General features: G+C 66.9%; 19 protein-coding genes and 1 pseudogene. 14 read left to right on the top strand and 6 right to left on the bottom strand.

Translation table 11 applies throughout. The features are described from left to right. Positions 1-201: 201 nt before the first annotated feature. Positions 202-492, bottom strand: coding sequence for a YiaA/YiaB family inner membrane protein (locus tag JWN03_RS33465; protein ID WP_297623328.1), 291 nt, complete (start codon positions 490-492; stop codon positions 202-204). A 144-nt stretch (positions 493-636) separates the two neighbouring features. Between JWN03_RS33465 and JWN03_RS33460 the strand changes: the two genes are divergently transcribed. The 3 genes from JWN03_RS33460 to JWN03_RS33450 all read left to right on the top strand — a co-directional run bounded on the left by JWN03_RS33460 (position 637) and on the right by JWN03_RS33450 (position 4,073). Beyond that, entirely contained in the window at positions 637-2,406 is a 1,770-nt protein-coding gene (locus JWN03_RS33460; protein WP_366914507.1) for an alpha/beta hydrolase, read from the top strand. Between the two features lie 3 nt (positions 2,407-2,409). Next, a complete protein-coding gene (locus JWN03_RS33455; protein ID WP_297623326.1) occupies positions 2,410-3,105 on the top strand; it encodes a CPBP family intramembrane glutamic endopeptidase in 696 nt (231 codons plus the stop codon). A gap of 581 nt (positions 3,106-3,686) precedes the next feature. Then, positions 3,687-4,073 (top strand): sterol carrier family protein, encoded by a 387-nt coding sequence (locus tag JWN03_RS33450; RefSeq protein ID WP_297623325.1) that lies wholly within the window; start codon positions 3,687-3,689, stop codon positions 4,071-4,073. A gap of 31 nt (positions 4,074-4,104) precedes the next feature. On the opposite strand, the gene JWN03_RS33445 is transcribed toward JWN03_RS33450, so the two are convergent. Continuing rightward, positions 4,105-5,436 carry a YhgE/Pip domain-containing protein gene (locus tag JWN03_RS33445; protein ID WP_297623323.1) on the bottom strand — a complete coding sequence of 444 codons (1,332 nt, stop codon included), beginning with the start codon at positions 5,434-5,436 and terminating at the stop codon, positions 4,105-4,107. A gap of 115 nt (positions 5,437-5,551) precedes the next feature. Between JWN03_RS33445 and purF the strand changes: the two genes are divergently transcribed. The 6 genes from purF to purM all read left to right on the top strand — a co-directional run bounded on the left by purF (position 5,552) and on the right by purM (position 13,992). Then, complete coding sequence (gene purF / locus JWN03_RS33440; protein ID WP_297623321.1) at positions 5,552-7,117, top strand: amidophosphoribosyltransferase; 1,566 nt, start codon at positions 5,552-5,554, stop codon at positions 7,115-7,117. A gap of 279 nt (positions 7,118-7,396) precedes the next feature. Beyond that, entirely contained in the window at positions 7,397-8,986 is a 1,590-nt protein-coding gene (locus JWN03_RS33435) for an ABC transporter substrate-binding protein (protein WP_297623319.1), read from the top strand. Next, complete coding sequence (locus tag JWN03_RS33430) at positions 8,986-10,008, top strand: ABC transporter permease (RefSeq protein WP_297623422.1); 1,023 nt, start codon at positions 8,986-8,988, stop codon at positions 10,006-10,008. The genes JWN03_RS33435 and JWN03_RS33430 overlap by 1 nt, the downstream gene beginning before the upstream one ends. Positions 10,009-10,100: 92 nt before the next feature. After that, positions 10,101-11,027, top strand: coding sequence for an ABC transporter permease (locus JWN03_RS33425; protein WP_297623419.1), 927 nt, complete (start codon positions 10,101-10,103; stop codon positions 11,025-11,027). Then, positions 11,017-12,711, top strand: a complete 1,695-nt coding sequence (locus JWN03_RS33420; protein WP_297623317.1) for an ABC transporter ATP-binding protein — start codon at positions 11,017-11,019, stop codon at positions 12,709-12,711. Before JWN03_RS33425 ends, JWN03_RS33420 begins: the two co-directional genes overlap by 11 nt. A gap of 201 nt (positions 12,712-12,912) precedes the next feature. Next, positions 12,913-13,992 (top strand): phosphoribosylformylglycinamidine cyclo-ligase, encoded by a 1,080-nt coding sequence (gene purM, locus JWN03_RS33415; RefSeq protein WP_297623314.1) that lies wholly within the window; start codon positions 12,913-12,915, stop codon positions 13,990-13,992. Positions 13,993-14,322: 330 nt separating this feature from the next. On the opposite strand, the gene JWN03_RS33410 is transcribed toward purM, so the two are convergent. From JWN03_RS33410 to ygfZ, 4 genes are all read right to left on the bottom strand, one after another. Beyond that, positions 14,323-14,547 (bottom strand): DUF3073 domain-containing protein, encoded by a 225-nt coding sequence (locus JWN03_RS33410; protein ID WP_297623312.1) that lies wholly within the window; start codon positions 14,545-14,547, stop codon positions 14,323-14,325. A gap of 207 nt (positions 14,548-14,754) precedes the next feature. Next, positions 14,755-15,717, bottom strand: coding sequence for an asparaginase (locus JWN03_RS33405; protein ID WP_297623310.1), 963 nt, complete (start codon positions 15,715-15,717; stop codon positions 14,755-14,757). Positions 15,718-15,862: 145 nt separating this feature from the next. Next, on the bottom strand, positions 15,863-16,516 hold the full coding sequence (locus JWN03_RS33400; protein ID WP_297623308.1) for an MOSC domain-containing protein: 654 nt from the start codon (positions 16,514-16,516) through the stop codon (positions 15,863-15,865). Beyond that, positions 16,513-17,622, bottom strand: coding sequence for a CAF17-like 4Fe-4S cluster assembly/insertion protein YgfZ (ygfZ, locus tag JWN03_RS33395; protein ID WP_297623306.1), 1,110 nt, complete (start codon positions 17,620-17,622; stop codon positions 16,513-16,515). Before ygfZ ends, JWN03_RS33400 begins: the two co-directional genes overlap by 4 nt. A 290-nt stretch (positions 17,623-17,912) precedes the next feature. On the opposite strand from ygfZ, the gene JWN03_RS33390 reads away from it, so the two are divergent. The 5 genes and pseudogenes from JWN03_RS33390 to JWN03_RS33370 all read left to right on the top strand — a co-directional run bounded on the left by JWN03_RS33390 (position 17,913) and on the right by JWN03_RS33370 (position 25,431). Then, the gene (locus tag JWN03_RS33390; RefSeq protein WP_297623304.1) at positions 17,913-18,842 is read left to right on the top strand and encodes an aminodeoxychorismate lyase; all 930 of its coding nucleotides are present in this window, start codon (positions 17,913-17,915) and stop codon (positions 18,840-18,842) included. 183 nt (positions 18,843-19,025) lie between these two features. Then, positions 19,026-20,495, top strand: a complete 1,470-nt coding sequence (locus JWN03_RS33385; RefSeq protein WP_297623302.1) for a cytochrome ubiquinol oxidase subunit I — start codon at positions 19,026-19,028, stop codon at positions 20,493-20,495. A gap of 9 nt (positions 20,496-20,504) precedes the next feature. Next, complete coding sequence (gene cydB / locus JWN03_RS33380; RefSeq protein ID WP_297623300.1) at positions 20,505-21,554, top strand: cytochrome d ubiquinol oxidase subunit II; 1,050 nt, start codon at positions 20,505-20,507, stop codon at positions 21,552-21,554. Positions 21,555-21,599: 45 nt separating this feature from the next. Beyond that, positions 21,600-23,309: pseudogene (gene cydD / locus JWN03_RS33375) on the top strand (thiol reductant ABC exporter subunit CydD); the annotation flags it as partial. A gap of 424 nt (positions 23,310-23,733) precedes the next feature. After that, the gene (locus tag JWN03_RS33370; RefSeq protein ID WP_297623298.1) at positions 23,734-25,431 is read left to right on the top strand and encodes an ATP-binding cassette domain-containing protein; all 1,698 of its coding nucleotides are present in this window, start codon (positions 23,734-23,736) and stop codon (positions 25,429-25,431) included. The last annotated feature ends 156 nt before the right edge of the window (positions 25,432-25,587 follow it).

The following is a 25,587-nucleotide window of genomic DNA, read 5'->3' as shown; positions in this document are numbered from 1 at the left end:
GTCATCCCGGCGTGCATTTGGCCGGGATCCACAGCAACAGTGTGGATCCCGGCCAAAAACATGCCGGGATGACGGGGAGGCGTTGCCGCGATGGCGGGCAGCCCGTACAGCAACCACCCCGCCAGGCACGGACCCCTCGTACTGCCGGGCCTCGGCGGGGTGTGTCTTCAGGGGACCGTCTGAGAGTCCCCGAGAGTTGGGCTAACCGGCGACCTTGAACGGGTCGTGTTCTGCCATCAGCTTTTCCAGGCGGGCTTCGTCGATGCGGCTGTGGACCTTCGAGGATTCGTGTTGGTCGCGGACCACTTTGGCGAGGGTGAAGCAGCTGCTCACCAGGAAAAGTGTGGTCATCAGGAGGAATCCGCGCTGCCAGATGTCCAGGGGCAGGTAGACGATGCCGATGGTGTTGGCGGAGAAGCTGATTCCGAACGCGATGGCAGCCTGGGCCAGAAAGGCGTTGGTGCTCTTGGTCTGTGCGCTGGTGGTGCTCATGCTGTGTGAGTCTGCTGACCGGGGCCGCCGCGCAACCGCGTACTACTACTCGAGTGCGATGGGTAGTGTCGACACGCCGTGATCATGGTGCCACTCACACCCGTGCATCCCCGGATTCCGCGCGCCGCCCTCCATACTTGACGAGTGTTCGACCCCGCCCAGGTTCTGACGCGGCTGCGCGCTCGTGGCGCCGCGTTGGCCCGTCGTGGCTGGGGACGCCGGATTGCGGTGGTGGCCAAGCGCGTCGAGGACATCATCGACCTCAATCACACCGGCCTGGTGGTGGCCACCGTCTTCTTCGCCCTGTCGGTCACGCCGTCGCTGCTGCCCCGCGACTGGCTCTTCCAGGGTCTGATCTCCGGTGTCAACGCGGCGCTCGGCTACGGCGCCGGCTGTGTGCTGCAGTGGTTGTTCCGCAAGTGGATTCGGCCCCGGCTGACGATCGGCAGCCCGCCCGAGTGGGTGCGCTACGTGCTGAAGGTCGCGGTGGTGCTGACCTGCGCCCTGGTGGCCGCCTACATGCTGGTGCTGTCCGCCGACTGGCAGCGCGAGATCACCGGCCTGATGGATATGGAGGGCACCACCCGCGCCGCCTACCTGCGCACCGGCGGACTCAGCTTCGCGGTCGGGGCGCTCGTGGTGGCGGTGTTCCGCACCCTGCGCGAATTGGTGCGGTTCATTGCCCGCCAGCTGAGCCGCTGGGTGCGGGTACCGCCCAAACTCGCGCCGGCCACCGGCGTGCTGCTGCTGACGATTTTGCTCATCACGCTCTTCAACGGTGTCGCCAGCCGCGCCTTCTTCGCGGTCGCCAACTCGGCATTCAGTGTGCGCAACAATCAGACGACCCAGTTCACGGTGCAGCCCACGTTGCCCGAACGTTCGGGCAGTCCGCAATCACTGGCCAAATGGGAGACCCTCGGGTTCGAGGGGCGCTGGTTCGTCTCGCACGGACCCGATCCGATGCTGATCAGCGCCGCCACCGGAAAGCCCGCGCGCCAGCCCATTCGGGTGTACGTGGGCCTGCAATCCGCGCCCCCGGCTACCACCGAGGAGGACCTGGCCGTCGCCGAACTGCAGCGCACCGGGGCCTTCGACCGCAAGGTGCTGGTCATCACCACGACCACCGGCACCGGCTGGGTGAACTCCATGAGCGCCGCCGCGCTCGAGTACATGTACGGCGGCGATACCGCCATTCTCGCGTCGCAGTACTCGTATCTGCCGAGCGTGCTGTCCTTCCTCGCGGACCGCCAGAAGGTGGCGATCGCGGGCAAGAAGATGTTCGATGCCGTCTACAAGGCATGGTCGGCGCGCCCGGCGAACGCCCGGCCGAAGCTGCTCGTCTACGGCGAGAGTCTGGGTTCGCAGGGTTCCGAATCGGCGTTCGACGGCCTGGCCGATCTGCGCTCCAAGGTGGACGGCGCCCTGTGGGTGGGCCCGCCCAATTCGAATCGGCTGTGGCAGCAGTTCGTCTCCCGCCGCGATCCCGGCACCCGCCAGGTGGATCCCGTCTACGCCGACGGCCTGGTGGTCCGGTTCGCCGCCACCGCACCCGATCTCGACAAACCCTCACCCGATTGGCGAAGACCCCGCATCGCCTATCTGATGCATCCCTCCGACCCGATCGTCTGGTGGTCGCCGGATCTGCTGTTCTCCCAACCGGATTGGCTCTCCGAGACCCGCGGCTCCGATGTCTCCTCGCAGATGCGCTGGTGGCCCGTCGTGACCTTCTGGCAGGTCGCCGCCGACCTCACCAACGCACAGGGTGTCAGCGACGGCCACGGACACAACTACGGCTCCCTGGTGCTGGACGGCTGGGCCGCCATTGCCGCCCCACCGGACTGGACGCCGGAACTGCGCGAGAAGATCCGCACCCAGATCGAATTGGCCGAAGATTACGAGCGGGTGATCAAGTAGCCCATGAGTGCCGCCGATATCTCGAAAGCCGTAGCCGCAGTGTCGCTTCCACTGCTGTGGAGCAGTCGTGTGCTACCTGCGCTGAGCCTGGACATCCGGGGTAGGACCGCCGCGAATGCCGCCTTCTCGACCGGCTATGCCCTTGTGTTCCAAGGTAATCCGAACTGGATCTCGTCTCGCGGTGGTCGTACCGGTGCCGCCGTCGCGGGGGTCGTTCTCGCAGGTTACGGTGCGGCACTTGCCGTTCCGGCGATCCGGCGGCACTTCGCCGAACTCGCCGACCGCGGCCCCGAGGTCTCCACGGCGGAGTGGGCGGGAGTGCACATCCCCGTCGGCACCGTCCTGAGCGAGGAGCTCGTCTACCGCGCCACCCTCACCCCGCTGCTCGAAGAAAGCTTCGGCAGTCGTGGGAGTCTGCTGGGCGCACTGACATTCGGCCTCTCGCATATCCAGCCCGCCCGCGCCGCCGGTGATCCCGTTCCCGCAACGGTCGCCGTCACGACCCTGGCGGGCCTACTGTTCGACCGGCTCTACCGCCGCACCGCGAGCGCTACTGCCCCGGCGCTACTGCACCTCGCCCTGAATGCCGGCGGAGCGTTGACACCAGTGGCCGCCCGCCGCGTCGCCACAACCACACCACGCCCGGCCGAATCACCACCGCGAGCAGCAGTAGCAGATACGCCCACACGATCACATTGAGCACCGTGCCCACCGGTTCGAACTTGGTGGTCAGACGGGTCGGATCCCAGGACCGCCGAATATTCTCGCGGAACGGGTACGGAAATCCGCGCATGGTCCGCCACACCACATCACAGCAGCGGTGTGTGGTCGCCACCGTCATGCTGGCGGCACTCGCGCCGATACCGCCGAGCCCGGTGAGGAGGAAGACCGGAATCGGCAGCGGCCGCGTATAGAGCAGTGCGGCATTGGCCAGGCAGAGCACGATGGCCGCGCCCAGCATCACTCGCGTGCTGGGCGTCCGCAGATCCGAGGTGACCGTGGGGTAGATCACGAGCGCGATCAGCCAGAGCACCATGGAGACCGACCAGCACGCGAGGATCAATCCGCGATGGCGTCGCGGTGCCTCGGAGTCGGTGGCCGTGATCAGCGGAAGCTGCTCCATCACACCATCATTCCCCGCTCGAAGTAGTCAACCGACCAAGCTGTCCGTGGCGCTCGGCCGACGGCCCCGATCCGGACGGCCGTGCGCACACACGATCGCCAAGGTACCGGGCACCGGCTCGGGCCAGGTGACAGACCTCGGCGGTAGCCTCACCGACATGGCAGGACGAGGAGCGGTGGATCCGGCAGTAGTGCGCGCGGCGCTGCTCGCGGTGCGGGAGTGGTTGCGCGACGAGACCGCTCCGGCCCCCGCCCGCGCCGAGCTGGCGGCGGCCGTCCGCGGCACCGCACGATCGCTGGCCGCCGATGCGCCGGGCGGCGCCGTGGAGGTACGGGTGCCGCCCTTCGTCGCGGTGCAGTGCATCGAAGGACTGCGGCACACCCGGGGCACACCGCCGAATGTCGTCGAAACCGATCCGCGCACCTGGCTGCTGCTCGCGACCGGACTGCTGGCCTTCGACGCCGCAGTCGAATCGGGTGCGCTCACGGCGTCCGGCTCGCGCGCCGCCGATGTGGCTCGCTGGCTGCCCATCACCCAATTCTGAACGGCCCAGCTCCGAGGTCCGCGCGGCCGTTTTACACCGCCGTCGCGGCGGCAGGCTTGCGCTCCAAGCCTTTACGGTCGTAGAAGCGGGTAATCGCCAGGCCGAGAACGATACCGATGGCCAGGCCGAGCGTGGACATCCACAGACCCCGCGACAGTCCGGCCACGCCGCCGCCGTTGAAATACAGAATCGACCGCGTCCCCAGGAACACCTGGTGCATGGGCTCGAAATTGGCCAGCCAGCCGAAATACTTCGGTGTCGCCTCGATCGGCACCGTGCCGCCCGAGGAGGGCAGGCCCAGCACGATGAACACGATCAGATTGATGATCAGGCCGGCGGTGCCCACCGCCGCGAGCACCGACGTACAGGTGAACCCGACCGCGGTGATCACGAACGCGCCGTAGAGGAACAGCAGTAGCGGCCGGTCGATCGGCATCCCGAGCGCGGAACCGATGCCCAGCAGCGCACCCGATACCGCCACCGACATCACCACCACCGCCGACCACTTCAGCAGCAGGGTGCGCGTCCGGGAAATCGATGCGCGCGAACGGTGCACGACCCACGGGCCCCATTCGGTCGGCAGGAATCCGAGAGCCGAATCGATGAGCTGGTGAATGATCATCGCGCCGACCATGCCCACCAGGAGCAGCAGCAGACTGTAGAAGAACGCGGTCAGACCCTCACCGGATCCGCCTGGCAGCGGGCGGAATTGATCGACCACGATATTCAGCGGCTGTGCGAGGGTCACCATGGTGGCCGCCGACAACGCGGGCGCGGGCGGACCACCCGGCGGCGGTGTCAGAGTCGACTTGACCTGATCGGTCAGCTGCTGCCCGACCTGAGTATTCACCTGCGTCAGCGCTTCCGCGCCGAACTTCTGCACGATGGCCGTACCGAAAGCGCCGGTGCGGGGATTGGTCTGCAGGGTGATCACCGGCCGGGTGATGTCCCCGGGGACAACACTGCCCACACCGAGAATGCCGAGCCGCTTGGAGAAGTCGCTCGGAATGATGATGGTGCCGTACACCTGCGCCGACTGCATCTGCAGCTGCGCCTCGTTGATGCCGAGCACGCGCAGGTCGATCTTGTCCGAGGGCACGGCCTTGCGCAGGCCGTCGGTGACCTGATCACCGAAATTGACGTGCTTGGCCGGACCGCCTGTGCTGAGATCGTCGCCGACATCCTGATTCACCAGTGCGATCGGGAAATCGTGCAGGTTCTTCTCGGGATCGACGATGTAATCGAGATACATCACACCCAGCAGCGAGGCCAGCAGCGTGACCACCACAATCGGGAATGCCCACCTGAGAGGGGTCAGACGCCGGGGGGTCGGACTCGATTCCGAAGTATCGGTGCTCGCCACGGAGGAACGCTAACAGCAAATCCCCTGCCATCAGGGTTATCCCGGCGGTGGGTTGCGCGCCGGTTACCAGTACTATGGGCCTTGCCCCCCGCCCGTCGAACAGGGAGCAAACACGGTGACCCTGCCCCCCGCTGCCACCACCCCCGATCAGCCCGAAAACGAACCCCGCGAAGAGTGTGGAGTTTTCGGTGTCTGGGCTCCGGGCGAGGATGTGGCCAAGCTCACCTACTACGGACTCTATGCGCTGCAGCATCGCGGCCAGGAGGCAGCCGGTATCGCCGTCTCCGACGGATCACAGGTGCTGGTATTCAAGGATCTGGGCCTGGTGAGCCAGGTCTTCGATGAACAGACTCTCGCTGCAATGCCCGGCCACGTCGCGGTCGGGCATTGTCGTTATTCCACCACCGGCTCCACGAGCTGGGAGAACGCCCAGCCCATCTTCCGCACCACCGCGGTGGGTTCCGGAATTGCGCTGGGCCACAATGGAAATCTCGTCAACACTGCCGAATTGGGTGCGCGCGCAAGGGAACTCGGTCTGATCAGTGGCCGGCTCGCCGGTCCGATCGCGGCCACCTCCGATTCGGATGTCATCACGGCGCTGCTCGCGCACGCCGCTGCCGACAAGACCATCGAGCAAGCCGCCATGGAGCTGCTGCCCACGCTGGAAGGCGCCTTCTGCCTCACCTTCATGGACGAGCACACCCTGTACGCCGCGCGTGATCCGCACGGTGTGCGCCCGCTCTGCCTCGGTCGCCTGGATCGTGGCTGGGTGGTCGCCAGCGAAACCGCGGCACTCGATATCGTCGGCGCCTCCTTCGTCCGGGAGATCGAGCCCGGCGAACTGCTGGCGATCGATGCCGACGGGGTGCGTTCACTGCGCTTCGCCAACCCGACGCCCAAGGGCTGCGTCTTCGAATTCGTGTACCTGGCCCGTCCGGACAGCACCATTTCCGGTCGCTCCGTGCATGCCACCCGCGTCGATATCGGCCGCCGGCTGGCCATCGAACATCCCGTCGAAGGCGACCTGGTCATCCCGGTTCCCGAATCCGGCACCCCGGCCGCCGTCGGCTACGCCCAGGGTTCGGGCGTGCCGTACGGGCAGGGCCTGATGAAGAACGCCTATGTGGGCCGCACCTTCATTCAGCCCAGCCAGACCATTCGCCAGCTCGGTATCCGGCTCAAGCTGAACCCGCTGCGCGAGGTGATCCGCGGTAAGCGGCTCATCGTGGTGGACGATTCCATCGTGCGCGGCAATACGCAGCGCGCGTTGATTCGCATGCTGCGGGAGGCGGGCGCCCTGGAGATCCACGTCCGCATTGCCTCGCCGCCGGTCAAGTGGCCGTGCTTCTACGGCATCGACTTCGCCTCCCGCGCGGAGTTGGTGGCCAACGGGGCCGGGCCGGACGGCATCGAAGGCACCAGCATCGACGACATGGTGGAGGGCGTGCGCCGGTCCATCGGCGCCGACACCCTCGGCTACATCTCGCTGGAGAGCATGGTCGCCGCCACCGAACAGCCGCGCTCACGACTGTGCTGCGCCTGCTTCGACGGCGAGTACCCGATCGCGCTGCCTACCGACTTGGCCCTGGGTAAGAACGTGCTGGAAAGCGTCCTCAGTGGCGCCAAGGAGTCGAACCTGCTGGCCGACAACGCGAATGTGAGCGCGCTGAGCCGCCCGTAGATCAGCTGTAGATCCGTGCCCGTCCGCTTCCCGCGGGCGGGCACGAGTCGTTTTCGGGACTTTGCGCATCACCGCAGGCAGGAGGGGTGCGGTGAAATCTGTTGGCGCAGTTGCGCCATGGGCGTCGTCGCGCACGTGACATAAAAATGATCGGTTTGTCCGGAAACGCAACACTGCGGTTATAACCAGCCGATACTGTGCCCAGCCAGACGAAGTCCACCGCGATGCGGCGGGGCCGCGACCCGGCCCGTGCGTCGCGCGTTTCGAGAGTGGGGCAGTATGCGCGGGAAAAAGGTTGCGGCAGTAGGGTTTGCGGGACTCACGGTGCTGGCCATCGCCGGCTGTGGGTCGGGAAAGACCGGGGACGGCGGTGGCGGTGGCGCGGGCCTGGTGGTCGGCACCACCGACAAGGTCACCTCACTCGACCCGGCCATGGCCTACGACAACGGGTCACTGCTGGCCGAGACCCAGGTGTACCAGTTCCTGCTGAATTTCCCTGCGGGAGAAGCGGCGCCGAAACCGGACGCGGCCGATAAGTGCGGGTTCACCACACCGACCGTCTACACCTGCACGCTGAAGCCGGGGCTGAAGTTCGCCAACGGTGATCCGCTCACCGCGAAGAGCGTGAAGTTCTCCTTCGACCGGATGGTGGGCATCAAACACCCGCAGGGTCCGTCCGCGCTGCTGGTCGGCCTGGACCACACCGACGCCCCGGACGACAAGACCGTCGCCTTCACGCTGAAGAACGCCAATGACCAGACCTTCCCGGCGATTCTGCCGACGCAGGCCGCGGCCATCGTCGACGAGAAGGTCTTCCCGGCCGACCGGGTGCTCGCCGACGAGGACGTGGTGAAGGCCAAACCCTTCTCCGGTCCGTACACCATCGCCAGCTACGACAAGAACAAGCTGGTCTCCTACCAGGCCAATCCCGATTACAACGGGCTGTTCGGCAAGCCGGCGACCGATACCGTGACGGTGAAGTACTACGCCGAGGCCGCCAACCTGAAACTCGATGTGCAGCAGGGCAATGTGGACGTCGCGTGGCATACGCTCACGCCCACCGATATCGATTCGCTGCGGGGCAGCGACAAGGTGACGGTGCACCAGTCGCCTGGCGGCGACACCCGCTACATCGTGTTCAACCTCAATACCCAGCCCGGCGGCACTCCGGCGCAGAAGCTGGCCGTTCGCAAGGCCGTCGCCACCTCCGTCGACCGGGACGCCCTCTCGACCGATATCTTCAAGGGCACCTGGACGCCGCTGTATTCACCGGTGCCGCAGGGGCTTCCGGGCGCGACCGAGGCGTTCAAGGACATCTACGGCGCCAAGCCCAATAAGGACGCGGCCGCCAAATTCCTGGCCGACGCCGGCGTGACCACCCCGGTGACGCTGAATCTGCAGTACAACACCGACCATTACGGCTCCACCAGCTCCGAGGAATACGCGGCCATCAAGAGTCAGCTGGAGTCCACCGGGCTGTTCAAGGTGAATCTGCAGTCCACCGAATGGGTTTCGTACCAGAAGGCACGCTCCACCGACGGCTATCCCGTCTACCAGTTCGGCTGGTTCCCGGACTTCCCGGACGCCGACGACTATCTGACTCCGTTCTTCACCGCGGACAACTTCCTGCAGAACCACTTCGGCGACCCCAAGATCACCGACGAGTTGAAAGCCGAAGTGACCGAGGTCGATCCGGCCAAGCGAGCGGCCCTGCTCGGCACCCTGCAGCACGACCTGATGGCCGACTTCATGCCCATCGTGCCGCTGCTCACCGGAAATCAGATCGCGGTCGCGGGCAAGAGTGTGCAGGGGGTGGACAAGACGCTCGACCCGTCCTCCAAGTTCCGCTTCGGTGTACTGAGCAAGTGATCTCCGCGCGCCTGCTGCGCTACCTCGGGGTGCGATTGCTGTTGATCGTGCCCACCGCCTGGATCCTGGTGACCGTCGTGTTCTTCCTGATGCGGGTGGTGGGCGACCCGATCACGGCGGCGCTGGGCGGTCGGCTGCCACCCGACCAGCTCGCCCAGCGCAAACACGATGCGGGCCTGGACCGGCCGATCCTGCGCCAGTACTGGGACTACATCTCGGGCCTGGCGCGCGGGGATTTCGGCCGCTCCCAGGACAATCGGGCCGTCAGCGACATCATCACCACCTACGGGGCCGCCACCCTGGAGCTGGTGTTCTGGGCGCTGCTGGTGGCCTTCGCCATCGGCGTGCCGCTGGGCCGGTACGCGGCCACCCGCCGCGATACCGCCGCCGACGCGGGGCTGCGGCTGTTCGCCATCCTGGCCTACGCCGCACCCGTGTTCTTCGTGGGATTGCTGCTCAAACTGCTGTTCTCGGTGAAACTGGGCTGGCTGCCGGTGTCCGGACGGGCGAGCACCAATGTGGAATTGGCGCTGCAGCACGTGTCGCCGAAGACGAACATCCTGTTCATCGACGCAATCCTCTACGGGGATATGGGATATCTCGGTGATGTGCTGAAACACACCGTGCTCCCGGCCTTTTCGCTCGGTCTGCTCACGGCGGGCGTCTTCCTGCGGCTGGTGCGGATCAATCTGATCCAGACCCTGCGCAGCGATTATGTGGACGCCGCCCGCGCCCGCGGCCTGTCCGCCCGGGTGGTGACGCGGCGACACGCCTTCCGCAATGCGCTGATTCCCATTGTCACCGTCATGGGCATGTACATCGCCACCATGCTCGGCGGCGCGGTGCTCACCGAGCGGACCTTCGAATGGAAGGGGCTCGGGTATCAGCTCACCGAGCTGCTCACCGCCCGCGATTTTGTTGCGGTGCAGGGGATAGTCGCATTCATCGCACTGGTGGTCGCGGTCATGAGCTTCGTCATGGACGTGATCGTCGCCTTGATCGACCCGAGGGTGAGGTTCTGATGACAGCACCTGAAGTAGTGACCGAACCGGCAGTCGCGCCGCTGGCTGTGAGGGGCAAGCGGCGCGGCCTTCCGGGGCTGCGACTATTCGCCATGACGCACGGATTGCAAAGGGTCACACTGCTGTTCGGGCTCTTCCTGATTGCGGTGTTCCTGATCTGCGCGGTGTTCGCACCGCTCATCGCGCCGTACGGGTTCGCCCAGAACCATGCCGACGGAGTGGATTTCGTGCGGCAGCAGGCGCCGTCGGCGCAGCACTGGTTCGGCACCTCGGTGCGCGGCGAGGATGTGTTCTCCCGCGTGGTATACGGCGCCCGCACGGCGCTCTACGTGATCGCGGTATCGCTGCTGCTGTCGCTGTTGACCGGTGTCCCACTGGGTTTGGTGTCGGGCTACGCCGGCCGCTGGGTGGACCGGGTGCTGGTGCTGTTCATGGATGCCATGTACGGATTCCCGACCCTGCTGCTCGCCATCGTGGTGTCGATCGTGGTGGCGGGCGGCAGCTCCAGCAAGCTCGGCGGCGTGCTGTCCGCGGCGGTGGCCATCACCGTCATCTTCATACCGCAGTACTTCCGGGTGATACGCAATGCGACGGTGGCGGTGAAGAACGAACCGTACGTGGATGCGGCCCGGGTGAGCGGGGCATCGACCACGCGAATCCTGTTCCGGCACATCCTCGCCAATGTCACCCAGTCGCTGCCGGTGATCATCACGCTCAACGGTGCGGAGGCAATTCTCACCCTGGCCGGACTCGGCTTCCTCGGCTTCGGCATCGAACCGACCCAGGCGGCGGAATGGGGTTTCGATCTCAACAAGGCGCTCGCCGATGTGCCCGACGGCATCTGGTGGACCGGCGTCTTCCCGGGCTCCGCCATTGTCACCGTGGTGCTGGGCATGACCCTGGTGGGGGAGAGCCTCAACGAAGTATTCAACCCGCTGCTGCGCACCCGGCGTGGCGTGGAGGCCGCCGATATCCCGGCGGACACCGCGAACCTCGAGGAGGCAAAAGATGCCGGGTGAAGCCGAGACCCGCGAAAAGGGCGGGCCCGCACTGTCCGTCGACTCCCTGTCGGTCACCTTCGCCACCGATGCCGGGCCGGTGTTCGCGGTCAGCGAGGTCTCCTACGAGGTGTTCCCCGGCGAAGTCCTCGCCGTCGTCGGCGAATCCGGGTCCGGCAAATCGGTGAGCTCCCGCACCGCCATCGGCCTGCTGCCCGCCACCGCGCGGGTGCGGGGCCACGTCACCCTCGGCAGCGCCGAGATCACCGCCATGACCGAGCGCCAGCTGACCGCGGTGCGCGGCGGCGATATCGCCATGATCTTCCAGGAACCGGGCTCGGCCCTGGACGCCCTCTTCACCGTCGGCTACCAGATCATGGAAGCCCTTCGCGCACACCGGCGAATGACCCGGATCGCCGCCCGGACCCGCGCCACCGACCTGCTGCGCCTGGTCGGCCTGCCGGAACCGGAACGCCGCGTCGACTACTACCCGCATCAACTCTCCGGCGGGCAGAAGCAGCGCGTCATGATCGCCATCGCGATCGCCTGCGAACCCAAGGTGATCATCGCCGACGAGCCGACCACCGCCCTCGATGTGACGGTGCAGGCCGAAATCCTGGAACTGCTACGGGATCTGCGCGATCGCATCGGCAGCGCCATCGTCCTCATCACCCACAATATGGGCGTCGTCGCCGACCTGGCCGACCGCGTAGTCGTCATGCGCGCCGGGCGTGTCGTCGAAACAGCCACGGTGGACGACCTTTTCGCGCACCCCGCTCACGAATACACCCGAGCGCTGCTCGCGGCCGTGCCACACCTCGGGACATCGACCCGGCCGGCGGCAATCGAATCGGTGACCGAGACCGAGTCGCCCGCCGAGCGACCGGAGGCGGTCCTCGAGATCAGCGACCTGAGCGTCGAATTCCCAAGTGGTCTGGGGCGGCCGCCATTTCGGGCCGTGCGCGGCGTCAGCCTCGCCATCGCCCCCGGCGAGACCCTCGGCCTGGTCGGCGAATCCGGCTCCGGCAAATCCACCATCGGCCGCTGCACCGCCGGACTGCAGCGCGCCTCGGGCGGCTCGGTGCGCGTCCTCGGCTCCGAACTGACCGGATTATCGGAGCGCCGCCTCCGCCCCCTCCGCCGCAGACTGGGATTCGTCTTCCAGGATCCCGCAACCTCCCTGAACCCCCGCCTCACCGTCGGTGACTGTGTGGCAGAACCCCTGATAGTCCATCGCGCCGCCAAAGGCGCAGCCCTGCGCGCCCGAGTCCGCCAACTCCTCGACGACGTCCAACTCCCCGCCGATACCGAAAAGCGCTACCCACACGAATTGTCCGGCGGCCAGCGCCAGCGCGTCAGCCTCGCCCGAGCCCTGGTCCTCAACCCCGACCTACTCATAGCCGACGAACCCACCAGCGCCCTCGACGTCTCGGTCCAAGCCACAGTTCTGGAACTTTTCGCCGACCTACAGCGCGAACACGGCTGGGCTTGCCTCTTCATCAGCCACGACCTGGCCGTAGTCGACCAACTGGCCGACCGCATAGCGGTCCTCAACCAGGGCGAGATCGTCGAACAGGGCAATCGCGACCAAATCCTCCGCCATCCCACCCACGACTACACCCGCCGTCTGGTCGCCGCCGTCCCCGTCCCGGACCCGGTCGAACAACGCCGCCGCCGCGAAGAAAGGCGCCAACTGATCTCGTAAGGTCCCGAAGGCGACGACTGATTTCGCAAGGATCGGGGTAACTCCTCGGGTACGTCCAAGATGGTTGTTTCACCAAACCGCTGGTACGCGTCCCCAACGGTCAACGGCTCCCAAACTGTGCGCTTAAGTTCCGGGGAGGCGGATCGGCTAGTCTTTACATGCATCTATCCACCCCGATTCGGCTTGGAGCTCTCCCCGACAATGACTGAACAGACACCCAGTGGCGCCGGTGCTTCCTACGCGGCGGCCGGAGTGGATATCGAAGCCGGCGACCGCGCAGTAGCACTGTTCGCACCGCTGGCCAAGAAGGCCAGCCGGCCCGAGGTTCAGGGTGGACTCGGCGGTTTCGCCGGACTGTTCGCGCTGAAGGGTGGATACAAGGAGCCGCTGCTGGCTGCCTCCACCGACGGCGTCGGCACCAAGATCGCGATCGCTCAGGCCATGGACAAGCACGACACCGTGGGCCTGGATCTGGTCGCCATGGTTGTCGACGATCTGGTGGTGTGTGGCGCGGAACCGCTGTTCCTGCAGGACTACATCGCCGTCGGCAAGGTCGTCCCGGAGCGCGTCGCCCAGATCGTCTCCGGCATTGCCGAAGGTTGCATCCTGGCCGGCTGCGCCCTGCTCGGTGGTGAGACCGCGGAACACCCGGGCCTGATGGGGGCGGACGATTACGACATCTCCGGCACCGGCGTCGGCGTGGTGGAAGCCGATGCGGTACTCGGCCCCGACCGCGTGCGCCCCGGCGACGTCATCATCGGCATGGGCTCGTCCGGCCTGCACTCCAATGGCTACAGCCTGGCCCGCAAGGTGCTGCTGGACATCGACCGCATGCAGCTGTCCGGGCATGTCGAGGAGTTCGGCCGCACCCTCGGCGAGGAGCTGCTCGAGCCGACCAAGATCTACGCCAAGGACTGCCTGGCGCTGATCGCCGAGACCGACGTGCGCACCTTCTCGCACGTCACCGGCGGCGGCCTGGCCAGCAACCTGGCCCGCGTGCTCCCGGCCGGCCTGCTGGCCGAGCTGGATCGCGGCACCTGGAGCCCCGCTCCGGTCTTCAAGCTGATCGCGCAGCGCGGCCGCGTCGAGCGCGACGAGATGGAGAAGACCTTCAATATGGGCGTCGGCATGGTCGCCATCGTGGCGCCCGAGGATGCCGATCGCGCGCTGGCGGTGCTCACCGCCCGCCACATCGACTGCTGGACGCTGGGCACGGTCAAGAAGGCCAAGGACGCCGACGCACAGCGCGCCGTGCTGCTGGGCGACCACCCGCGCTTCTGATCCACCTGCGGGGGCCGCTACGGCGGCCCGCCAAGGCATCTGAGCGAAACGACAGCAACGGCCCCGGTCACTCCTAGGAGTGACCGGGGCCGTGCTTTATGTCTGGAATGCCGGATGTCGTTGCGGCCCCGCCACTTCGGGACCACCGAGGCCGGAACGGCCGAGAGCACGCAATTCCGGTGTGCGAGTACAGAACACGCATCGACGCCCCACCCACGCGGACGAGACGCTGATCAGCAATCCTCAATACATCGTCGGAGCCTCGGTGACATCGCAGTGCCGAAGGGGGAGACCACTACGGCCTCCCCTTGGTACGTCGATCAATCCGAGTCAGCGGCGCCAGTCGTCGTAGTCGTCTTGTTCCCAGCTCGACTGCGAGTCCTTCGCGTCATGCTCATCGGAGAGCACATCGCTTCGCGGCAAGTCGGAAGGACTTCCCGACAGCTCACTCCCCCCCAGCTCGCGCTGGAGGTTCTTGAAGTCGGTCGGCGCTGAGCTGTACTTGAGCTCGCGCGCCACCTTGGTCTGCTTTGCCTTAGCCCGGCCACGGCCCATGGCTGACCCCCTCGCGTCACTGCGGGGCGGCCTGGGGTGGTTTGGCGGCCCCGTTCGAATTAATAATCTTCCTGACAGACACTTTAGCGTGTGTCCGGCGGTCTCGCTTCCAGGAGTGGGGCAGAAACCGTGGAAGTGCCGCCCACCGCCGTCGCGGCGAGCGACCCGCGGCCGCGTGGGACCGGGTTGCGAACGGGTCGCGCGGAGTCAGAGCACCCCCGGAACAGCTCGAATGATGCCGACCCGAGCACCACCCCCGAGTACCGCCGGCGCCGCCAGTTCCGCGTGCTCGCCGGACCATTCGATACCCATACGCTGCAGCAGCGCGAGGGTCAGCGGCAGCCGGGCGCGATCCGCGCCGTCATCGATTTTGTAGGCGAAGGCGCTGCCGTCGGGCAGCGCGCCTGCGTGCACGCCGTCCGCGCCGATCTTGCAGACCAGTCCGGGCGTTGCCGTCATCACGCGGAAATCCGGCCCGTCCGTGCCGGAAATCACTCGCGGATAGGCGCGAATCGCGTCCGCGATCCGGCGTTCCGGACTTGCTTCGGGTGCCGTCGCGAGGGTGGCGTAGGCGCGGGCCAGATTCACCAGTGACACCGGGACGATCGGCAGACCGCAGCCGTCGATGCCGAGATCGGTCTCCGGCTCACCGGTCACATCGGTGATCGTCTCCAGTACCGCCTGCTGCAGCGGATGCCCGATGTCCAGGTAGCCGGCGGTCGGCCAGTCATTGATCTTGCAGGTGGCGAGCATGGCGGCATGCTTGCCGGAGCAGTTCATGAAGATCCGGCGGGCGGCCTTGCCGCGGTCTGCGCCCGCGAGGACCTCGGCGCGAGCCTGGTCCTCGAACGGCAGATCGGGCGGGCACTCCAGCTGATCCTCGGTGAAGCCGAAGCGGTCCAGCAGCCGTTGCACCAGCTCCACGTGATCCGCTTCGCCGAAATGCGAGGCGGTCGTGATGGCCAGTTCGGCGTCGTCGATCGGCTCGAAACCATTGCGCAGCAGGGTGAGCGCCTGCAGCGGCTTATTGGTGGAGCGCGGGAAGATCGGACCGTGCACCTCGCCGACCGAGACCACCGGCTCACCGTCCGGGCGCAATACCACCGCGGAACCGCGATGCACGCACTCCCGAAAACCGGAGCGCACCACCTCGACCAGATCTGTGCTCATTTTGCCTCCGCTCCGCTCCGGCTGTTCGCGGCCCTGCAAGCCCGGTTCTTCACTCCTACGCTCAGTCGCTGCGCTCCTTCGCTTCGTCGCTCCAGAACCGAGCCGGGCCGCGAACCGGGTGTATGCGCTTGGAGTGGAATCTCTTTCATCGACTTGCTCCTACGTGGCGGCGGCGGTGCCGGTCGATCTGCACGCGCACATCGTCGGAAATGGTCGGCTCGGACTCCAGCAACAGGTCCAGGCGAGCCATATCGGCACCGGTGAACAGATCGCGCACGGTGACGCCGTGCGCGGGCACGTGCACCACCCGCACCTCGTCGCCCGCGCCGATGGTGCCCTCTGTCAGTACCCGGAAGTAGGCGCCCGTATTCGCCTGTGCGGTGAACCGTTTCACCCACTGCTGCTCACCGGTCCAGCGCTGGAAGGTCGCGCACGGCACACGCGGTGCGGACACCTCCAGCAGGGTGTCGCCGACGGCCCAGTGGCTGCCGAGCACCGCATCGCTCACCGGAATGCCGCTGACACGCAGGTTTTCGCCGAACCAGCCGACCGCCAGCTCGCGATCGAGCTCGGCGGACCAGCTCTGCGCGTCCGCCTCGGCATAGGCGTAGACGGCCTGATGCACGCCGCCGTGGTGCTCGGTATCGCAGACGTGATCACCCTCGAGGCCCAGCGCCCGCACCGGAACCCGATGCGGCACCGGACGTTTGTCGATGGCGGTGCGACCGACTCGCCCGGCGTCCTCGAGTTCCTCGTGCACCACACACACGGCGAGCACTCGGCCGGCGAGTGAGCTCATCGGCCGCGCAGCCTTTCGACGGCGAGCCGGCCGGCCTGCGGTTCATCGTGCGCGGGAACGGAATCCGGGTCGATCGACGCCGCGCACGGGCCGGCCCCGAGCGGGGTGTCCGCGGGCACACTGCGTTTGACCAGCGCCAGCGCGATCGGGCCGAGTTCGTAGTGGTCGATGACCGTGCCCAGCACGCCCACCGTGCGCCCGCCGGCCGTCACCGCGTCTCCGGGGGCCGGGCGGGAGTCGGCCGAGCCGTCCAGATGCAGCAGCACCAGATTCCGCGGCGGCTTACCGAGATTGTGGACCCGGGCCACCGTCTCCTGACCGCGATAGCAGCCCTTGTTCAGGTGTACGGCCCCGTGCTCCTCGATGCCGCCGACCCAGTTCGCCTCGTGCGGAATGGTGCGGTCATCGGTATCGATGCCGATGCGCGGGCGCAGCGCGGCCACCCGCAGCGCCTCGAAGGTCCAGCTGCCCGCCGCCTCCACCCCGGCGTCCCGCAGCCGCGTCCACCAGTTGGTGAGCTGGGCGCGGGGGACGAGCAGGTCGAAGGAATCGGTGGTGGGCCAGGGCATCCGGCGCAGGAAACCGCCGCCGGGCACCGGTACGGCCTGATAGTCCTCGGGAAGGCTTGGGATGCCCAGTGTTTCGGCGGTGATGCGCGGACCCAGCAGGGTCAATATCGCGTGGTCGGGGGCGGCTTCGGGTTTGGCGTCGGCCCAGAACACCATCTTCTGCAGGAAGCTCAGCAGGTCCGGTCCGCGTTCGGCCTCGGTATCGATCCACACCGTGCCGTCCAGCTCGGTGAGCACGAAGTGGTGCAGCACCCGGCCGTTCAGATCGAGATCCAGATTCTCGGCGGACTGCCCGTCCTGCAGCCCGGCCACGGCCTGACTGGAGATGGTGTGCAGCCAGCTCAGGCGTTCTTTTCCGGTGATGCTGATGACGAATCGATGCGATCTGTCCACCATTGCCGCACGCTGAACCGCGGCGCGCTGCTCACCCAGTGGATCCCCGTAATGCCACGCGACGGCCGCATCCGGTGACTCGGGCGGCCCCGCGACAGCCCCTGGAACCTGCAGAATCGGACTGGGTGCTACCTCGAAGGACACCACCCCACCCTAGCGTGACCTACAGACGCCGTCCGCTCACCCAGTCGCGTGAAGCGCTGTGACCTCCTCGAGTGTGTTAAGCGACACCACTCCCAAGGTCGCGGCCGTCCCGGTTCTGGACTGCGGCTCCATAGACCTGCGCCTTGGAGCGGGGGAGCGAAGCGGAGGAGCGGAGGGAGGGAAGAACCGGGACCAGGGGCCGCGACCCTGCCCGGAGCGAAGCGGAGGGCAATTGAGCACAGTGGCCGGATATCGCTCGATATTGTGGCGTCTGTCCTAGGCTCGCCTGCATGGTGGAACGGGTTTTGGTGACTATCGACGGCGCGATCCGGGATCCGGACGCGCCGCTTCTTTATGCGGACGATATCGGCGCACTTCGTGGTGACGGCATTTTCGAGACGGTGCTGGTGCGGGGTGGTTCGCCCTGTGCACTGGAGTTGCACCTGGGGCGACTACGCCGCTCGGCGGAGGCGATGGAGCTGCCTGCGCCGGATCTCGACGCGTGGCGGTTCGCGGTGGAACTGGCGGCCGAGGAGTGGGGCGCCGAGCGTGAGGGATTACTGCGGATGGTGCTCACCCGCGGGCGTGACAGCGATCACGCAAAAGCAAATAGCAAATCAACAGCTAACGCGGGTGGGGGTCTCTCCGGCTCCGAACCCGCCACTACCGGTTACGTTTTGGTGGTTCCGGTGCACGCGCGTGTCGAAACTGCCCGCAGCGAAGGTGTTTCGGTCATCACCCTGTCGCGCGGCATCTCGATCGACCTCGCGCAGGCCGCGCCTTGGCAATTGCTGGGCGCCAAAACCCTCTCGTACGCAACGAATATGGCGGCGCTGCGCTTCGCTCAGCGCATGAATGCCGATGATGTGATCTTCACCAGCACCGAGAACCGGGTGCTGGAGGGTCCGCGCTCGACCGTGGTTGTGGCACGCGGGAATCAGCTGGTCACCCCGCCCGCCCGCAATGGTGTACTGCCCGGCACGACACAGCGCGCGCTCTATGTACAGGCCGAGAAGGCTGGCTGGGACTGCCGCTACGAGCCGCTGTTCACCGCCGATCTGATCACCGCCGACAGCGTGTGGATGCTGTCGAGCGTGACCCTGGCGGCCCGGGTGAAATCACTGGACGGGCTGCGGTTGTCGGCTCCGGAGAATGCCCCCGAGATTGCGGCGCTGGTGGATCGCGGCATCGCGCTGCCCGGCAGCGTGGCCGACTGGTAGCCCATATTTCTGGTAGTTGAGCCCGATCATCGCCACGTCCCGTGGTGATGATCGGGCGCGCAGAGAGCGCGTTATCACAGTCCAGCTAATTTATGGCGTACTGTGGCGCGGCACATGTTGATCTGAAGTTCGTAAGGCGTACTGTCTGGTACTACGTCATGTCGTAGATCGGCTGGAGGTCGGATGAGCGTCGTGGATCTAGCGCGCTGGCAGTTCGGAATCACCACCGTCTATCACTTCATCTTCGTGCCGCTCACCATCGGTCTCGCACCACTGGTAGCGGGCATGCAGACCGCATGGGTGATTACGGGCAAAGAGCACTGGTACCGCCTCACCAAATTCTTCGGCAAGCTGTTCCTGATCAATTTCGCGCTCGGCGTCGCCACCGGCATCGTGCAGGAATTCCAGTTCGGCATGGCCTGGAGCGAATACTCCCGCTTCGTCGGCGATGTGTTCGGCGCACCGCTCGCCATGGAGGCGCTGGTCGCGTTCTTCATGGAATCCACCTTCCTGGGCCTATGGATATTCGGCTGGACCAGGCTGTCGAAAAAGGTGCACCTGGCCTGTATCTGGCTGGTCGCCATCGGCACCAATGCCTCGGCGTACTTCATCGTCGCGGCCAACTCGTTCATGCAGCACCCGGTCGGTGCGGAGTACAACCCGAAGACCGGACGCGCTGAGCTGCACGACATCTGGGCGGTGCTCGGCAACAACACGACGGTCGCCGCCTTCCCGCACGTGATCGCCGGAGCCTTCCTCACCGCGGGCACCTTCGTCGCCGGTGTCGCGGGCTGGTGGATGGTCCGCAAGGCCCGCCAGGTGGAGACCACCGGCGATCGCGCGCCGACCGAGGAGGCCCGCACCATGTGGCGGCCGGCTGCCCGGCTCGGGCTGTACGTCGTCCTGGTAGCCGCTGTCGCACTGGTTTTCACCGGCGATGTCCAGGGCAAGCTCATGTTCAAACAGCAGCCCATGAAGATGGCGTCGGCGGAATCGCTGTGCCACACCGAAACCGATCCGGACTTCTCCGTCCTCACCATCGGCACCCACAACAACTGCGACAGCGTCACCCACCTCATCGAGGTGCCCTACGCGCTGCCGTGGCTGGCTCAGGGCAAATTCAGCGGCGTGACGCTCGACGGCGTGAAGGACCTGCAGCTGTCGTACAACGAGAAGTACGGCGTCGGCGACTACCGGCCCAACCTCTTCGTCACCTACTGGACCTTCCGGGCCATGATCGGCCTCATGGCCGGCTCGATCCTGTTGGCGCTGGTCGGATTCTGGGTCACCAGGGGCGGCCGGGTGCCGAACCAGCGGTGGTTCTCCTGGCTGTCGCTCATCTGCATCCTGACGCCGTTCTTCGGCAATATCTCCGGCTGGATCTTCACCGAGATGGGCCGCCAGCCCTGGGTGGTCGCACCCAATCCGACCGGTGATCCGCACATTCGACTGACGGTGCAGCAGGGTGTCTCCGGCGTCACCGCGGGCACCATCGTCACCTCGCTGGTCGTCTTCACGCTGCTCTACGGTCTGCTCGCGGTCGCCTGGTTCTACCTCATGCGCCGCTATGTGATCGAGGGCCCGGAACAGCCGGCCCCGGACACCCCGCGCATGACCGGGGACAACGTCGACAAGCTTTCCTTCGCCTACTAGGAGCCCAGGATGAGTCTCCCCGAATTCTGGTTTCTGCTGATCGCAGTGCTGTTCACCGGCTACTTCGTCCTGGAGGGCTTCGACTACGGAGTCGGCATGCTCATGCCGATCCTCGGGCGGGGTTCCGAAGTGCGAAAGCGGGTGGTGCTCAACACCATCGGACCCGTATGGGACGGCAACGAGGTATGGCTGCTCACCGCAGGCGGCGCGCTGTTCGCCGCCTTCCCGGAGTGGTACGCCAGCCTGTTCTCCGGGTTCTACCTGGCGCTGCTGCTGATCCTGGTCGGACTGATCGCCCGCGCCTGCGCCATCGAATGGCGCAGCAAGATCGACGACGACCGCTGGCGGCTCGGCTGCGATATCGGCATCGGTCTCGGCTCCTGGATTCCGGCTCTCGCTTGGGGATTGGCCTTCGCCAATATGGTGCGCGGCGTAAAGCTCAACGAGCACAGGCAGATCGGCGGCAATCTGCTCGACCTGCTGAACCCGTACGCACTGCTCGGCGGGCTCACCACCCTGCTGCTGTTCCTGCTGCACGGTGCGCTGTTCATCGTGCTGAAGACCGGCAACGAGGTGCGCGACGAGGCACAGGCCCTGGTGCGCAAGCTGTTCGTGCCCACCGCCGTGGTGGTGGCGGCCTTCGGCATCTGGACCCAGCTCGCCTACGGCAAGGGCTGGACCTGGATTCCCTTGGTACTGGCCGTGATCGGGCTGCTGGTCGCGGGCTTCGCGGCCACCCAGGGCCGCGACGGCTGGGCCTTCACCGGCACCGCGCTGACCATTATCGGGGCCACGGTGCTGCTGTTCGGGTCGCTGTTCCCGAATGTGCTGCCCTCCACCATCGATTCGGCCTTCAGTCTCAGCGTCGACGGCCGCGGCAGCACCATCTCGGCGTCCTCCACGCACTACACGCTGGTGGTCATGAGCTGGGTGGCGGTGGCCATGGTTCCGGTGGTGCTGGTCTACCAGGCCTGGTCGTACTGGGTATTCCGGCAGCGCCTCACCATCGAGCAGATCCCGGCGCCGATCGGACTGCCGATGGGAGCGCCGCGCAGCTAGTTCGATACGCAGTCAGTTCGATACCGACAGTACGGAACCGAAGAGATGGCACGACCGGTAGACCCGCGCCTGTGGCGGTACGCCCGCTCGGCACGCACATATCTCACGCTGAGCGTCGGCCTGTCGCTGGTGACCACAAGCTGCATCGTGGTCGCGGCCCTGGCCCTGGCGCGGGTGCTCGCCGGAGTCGTCACCGATCCGTCCCGGCGCCATATCGGCTCGTGGACAGCCGAACTGGTGATCTTCGCCGCCGCCGTACTGTGCCGGGTCACCGCCACCTGGTGGCAGTCCCGGCTCGCGCACCGGGCCGGGGCGCAGGTGGTCGCCGAGCTGGAGACGGCCGTGCTGCGCGCCGGGGCGCAGTTGCCGCCCCGCGAATTGGAGCGGCGGCGCACGGAATTGGCCGTCGTGGTGGGCTCCGGGCTGAACGGGCTGCGCGCCTATCTCGCCGGATACCTGCCCGCACTGCTGCTTTCGGTGCTGGTGCCACCGATTGTGCTGGTGGTCATCGCCGTTCACGACTGGGTCTCCGGGCTGATCATCGTCATCACACTGCCCTTGATCCCGGTATTCATGATCCTCATCGGGCTGCTCACACAGGGGCGGGCCAAGGACACCCTGGCGGCCACCACCCGGCTGTCGGATCAACTGCTGGATCTGTTCGCGGGCATGCCGACCCTGCGGGCGCTGGGGCGCGAGACCGGCCACGCCGATCCGGCCTCGGACGAGGATGCCGCCCGCACCACCATGCGGCACCGCGTCCGCGACCTCGGCGACGATCTGCACCGGCGCACCATGGCCGCGCTGCGCATGGCCTTCCTCTCCTCGATGGTGCTGGAGGCGCTCGCCACGCTGTCGGTGGCGCTGGTCGCGGTGTCCATCGGCCTGCGCCTGGTGTACGGCGATATGGGACTCCATGCGGGCCTGCTGGCACTCATTCTCGCCCCCGAGGTGTACCTGCCGCTGCGTGCCGTGGGGGAGCGCTTCCATGCCGCCCAGGACGGAATGGCCGCCGCCGAAAAGGCTTTCGCGGTACTCGACCCGCAGGCCGGGGTCACCATGGACGTGAGGGACCCGAAGCCCGATGCCGTCGATCATCGGGATTTCCACGGCAGCATAGAGATTCGGAACCTGACCGTCGCGGCGCGCGACGGAGCCGCACCCGATTCGCTCTCCGCGCTGCTGCGCCCCGGAGCGGTCACGGTGCTCACCGGACCCAACGGCAGCGGGAAATCCACCGTGCTGCAGGCAATTCTGGGTCTCATTACCCCTGATACGGGCGAAGTCCTGCTCGACGGCACCGCCGTTCCCGCTCTCGACCCCCAGCACTGGTGGTCGCGCCTGGCCTGGCTGCCGCAGCGCCCCGTCCTCGTCCCCGGAACCCTCCGCGACAATCTCGAACTCCTCGGCCCGCCCGCCGACGCCGCCCAACTCGACGAAGCCTGCCGCGCAACCGGATTCGACACCGTCCTGGCAGAGCTGCCCGACGGCTGGAACACCCTGGTCGGCGTCGGCGGCACCGGTCTCTCCCTCGGCCAGCGCCAGCGCCTGGCCCTCACTCGCACCCTGGCCGCCGACCGCCGCATCCTGCTCCTCGACGAACCCACCGCCCACCTCGACCCGGCAGCCGAAGCGAGCGTCCTACTGGCCCTGGCCACACGGGCCCGCGCCGGGGCCACCGTCGTCATCGTCGCCCACCGCCCCTCGATCCTCGCCATCGCCGACCACCTCGTCCATGTCCACGCCACCTCCGCCGCACCACAATCGGAGCCGGAGGCTCTCCTGCCGAAGTCGCCGAACGTCGCTGCCACGCATCTGAACCACGCAGACGTACCCGGCGATGAAGCGGTTGGCATGGGCGGCGCTACAGGACCTGCTGCTGCGGTTGGTACGGCTGCAGGCATGCTCCCCGCGGCTTGCGGGGGGTCCGCAACGCCCGGCGAATTGGATGTGCCGACCGCTGCTGATTGCGTGCTGAGCGTGGCTCACTCGCCTCACGAGGCGGTGGAACCACCCGAGGCGAGTGGCCTGGGGACGTCTGTGGATAAGTCGGAGGTGGGAGCGCGATGAGCGCGGCACCGGGCGGATGCCGACAGGTTCGAGGCTCGATCTACGTCATCGCGCTGGAGCCGGCCGTCGGGCTGGGGAACGCTGTGGATAACTCTGAAGTGGGTGTGCGATGAGTGGGGTGCTTGCGGATTTCCGGCGGATTCGGGGGTTGCTCGAATTGTCGCGGGGGCGAATGGCTTTGTCGGTGGCTTGGGGGGTGGCGGCGCTCGGAAGTGGGCTCGGGTTGGCGGCGCTGGCGGCTTGGCTGATTGCTCGGGCCTGGGAGATGCCGCCGGTGCTCGATTTGAGCATTGCGGTGGTGACGGTGCGGGCGCTGGGTATTTCGCGTGGGCTGTGCCGGTATCTCGAGCGGCTGGCCACCCATGACGTGGCATTGCGGTCCATGAGTCTGGCGCGCACCACCACCTACGGCGCACTTGCCGCGGCGGATATCTGGCGGCCGCGGCGGACCGGTGCGAGCGCCGCGTCGAACTCCGCCGCGCAGAGCGTCGGAGATGGCGATACGCGGGCCGAAGGCAGTGCGCTGCAGGGAGATCCGACGCAATTGCGGCAGGGGGAGCTGCTCGGGCGGGTCGGCGCGGATATCGATGATCTCGGCGCCGTGGTGGTGCGGGCCTTCGTCCCCATTGCGGTGGCGCTGGTGCTGTCGGTGCTGGCGGTCGTGCTGCTGGTGACCATCTCGGTACCCGCGGCCGTCATTCTCGCTGTGGCGCTGGCGGTTTCCGGGATTGTCGCGCCCTGGATGTCGGCGCGCGCCGCGAGCGAGGCGGAAGTGGCCGTGCGCGCCGACCGCACCGAATTCACGGCCGAGGCATTGACGGTTCTCGACCACGCTCCCGAATTGCGGGTCGCCGGACGACTTTCCGAGGCGATCGTCACGGCCGAGCGGGCCGGTCAGCGCGCCGTTGCCGCCGAGGACCGGGCGGCCGCCCGCAGCGCCTGGTCGGCCGCGGTGCTGCCGCTCGCCATCGGTGCGAGCGTGCTGGGGTCACTGCTCATCGGAATCGCGCTGTACGGCAACGGTTCCGTCGTTGCCTTCAAGGGATTCCAGACGGTCTCGCCGGGTGGCATCACACCCATGGCGTTCGCGGTGCTGGTACTGGTCCCGCTGTCGGCCTTCGAAGCTGTCGCGGTGCTCCCGGCCGCAGCGCAGGCCCTCACCACCGGCCGTGCGGCCCTGCACCGACTGGCCCGCCTCGAACACTCCGAATCCGACAGTCCCGCACTCGATCTCCCGCCGCTCCCGGAGGGCCGCCGCATCGCCGTCACCGGCCCCAGCGGCGCGGGCAAGACCACGCTGCTCATGTCCTGGGCGGGGCTGTTCGACACCCCGCGCCCAGGTATCACCTTCTTCGCCGAGGACGCCCACCTCTTCGGTACCACGGTGCTGGAGAACCTGCGGGTGGCGCGCGGCGATATCACCGCGCAGGAGGCCGAAAGCGCCTTGCGCGTGGTCGGAGCCGGTGACTGGCTGGACTCCCTCCCGGACGGCGTCGACACCGATCTGATCGGCGGTGCGGCAGCGGTTTCCGGTGGTCAGCGCCGCCGGCTACTGCTCGCCCGGGCCCTGCTCTCCCCGGCCCGGGTGCTGCTGCTGGATGAGCCCACCGAACATCTGGAAGCCGAAGCGGGCGCGGATCTCCTGTGCCGACTGCTCGACGTATCCAGCGGCTTCGTGGACCCCAGCCGGACCGTGGTGGTTGTCACACACCAGCTCCCCGCGGAGCAGCACGCCGACACTCTCGTCCAGGTCGCCGCGAACGGTACCGTCTCCATCGACCGGTTTATTCCCGCAAACCAGCATTGACCTGGTATTTCGCGGACCGAGAAAATACGTTGCCGCCGATCCCGCAGACGACTACTTTCGTCTGTACACAAGGAAGGAGGTGGTTCGAATAATGATTAGTTCGAGGACGCGTGAGGTGGCTGTCCGCTAAGGGCCACCGCTGCAACGGATTCTCGT

The sequence above is a fragment of the Nocardia sp. genome, from assembly GCF_025465275.1.
Lineage (GTDB): Bacteria > Actinomycetota > Actinomycetes > Mycobacteriales > Mycobacteriaceae > Nocardia.
Note: the sequence above shows the minus strand (reverse complement) of the source record. Positions and strands in the feature narration are given on the sequence as shown.

Bases quoted from the DNA above. Each gene is read 5' to 3' on its own strand.
- JWN03_RS33465 (WP_297623328.1), bottom strand. From the start codon at position 492: ATGAGCACCACCAGCGCACAGACCAAGAGCACCAACGCCTTTCTGGCC.
- JWN03_RS33455 (WP_297623326.1), top strand. From the start codon at position 2,410: ATGAGTGCCGCCGATATCTCGAAAGCCGTAGCCGCAGTGTCGCTTCCA.
- JWN03_RS33450 (WP_297623325.1), top strand. From the start codon at position 3,687: ATGGCAGGACGAGGAGCGGTGGATCCGGCAGTAGTGCGCGCGGCGCTG.
- JWN03_RS33435 (WP_297623319.1), top strand. From the start codon at position 7,397: ATGCGCGGGAAAAAGGTTGCGGCAGTAGGGTTTGCGGGACTCACGGTG.
- JWN03_RS33425 (WP_297623419.1), top strand. From the start codon at position 10,101: ATGACGCACGGATTGCAAAGGGTCACACTGCTGTTCGGGCTCTTCCTG.
- JWN03_RS33420 (WP_297623317.1), top strand. From the start codon at position 11,017: ATGCCGGGTGAAGCCGAGACCCGCGAAAAGGGCGGGCCCGCACTGTCC.
- purM (WP_297623314.1), top strand. From the start codon at position 12,913: ATGACTGAACAGACACCCAGTGGCGCCGGTGCTTCCTACGCGGCGGCC.
- JWN03_RS33410 (WP_297623312.1), bottom strand. From the start codon at position 14,547: ATGGGCCGTGGCCGGGCTAAGGCAAAGCAGACCAAGGTGGCGCGCGAG.
- JWN03_RS33405 (WP_297623310.1), bottom strand. From the start codon at position 15,717: ATGAGCACAGATCTGGTCGAGGTGGTGCGCTCCGGTTTTCGGGAGTGC.
- JWN03_RS33400 (WP_297623308.1), bottom strand. From the start codon at position 16,516: ATGAGCTCACTCGCCGGCCGAGTGCTCGCCGTGTGTGTGGTGCACGAG.
- JWN03_RS33390 (WP_297623304.1), top strand. From the start codon at position 17,913: ATGGTGGAACGGGTTTTGGTGACTATCGACGGCGCGATCCGGGATCCG.
- JWN03_RS33385 (WP_297623302.1), top strand. From the start codon at position 19,026: ATGAGCGTCGTGGATCTAGCGCGCTGGCAGTTCGGAATCACCACCGTC.
- cydB (WP_297623300.1), top strand. From the start codon at position 20,505: ATGAGTCTCCCCGAATTCTGGTTTCTGCTGATCGCAGTGCTGTTCACC.
- JWN03_RS33370 (WP_297623298.1), top strand. From the start codon at position 23,734: ATGAGTGGGGTGCTTGCGGATTTCCGGCGGATTCGGGGGTTGCTCGAA.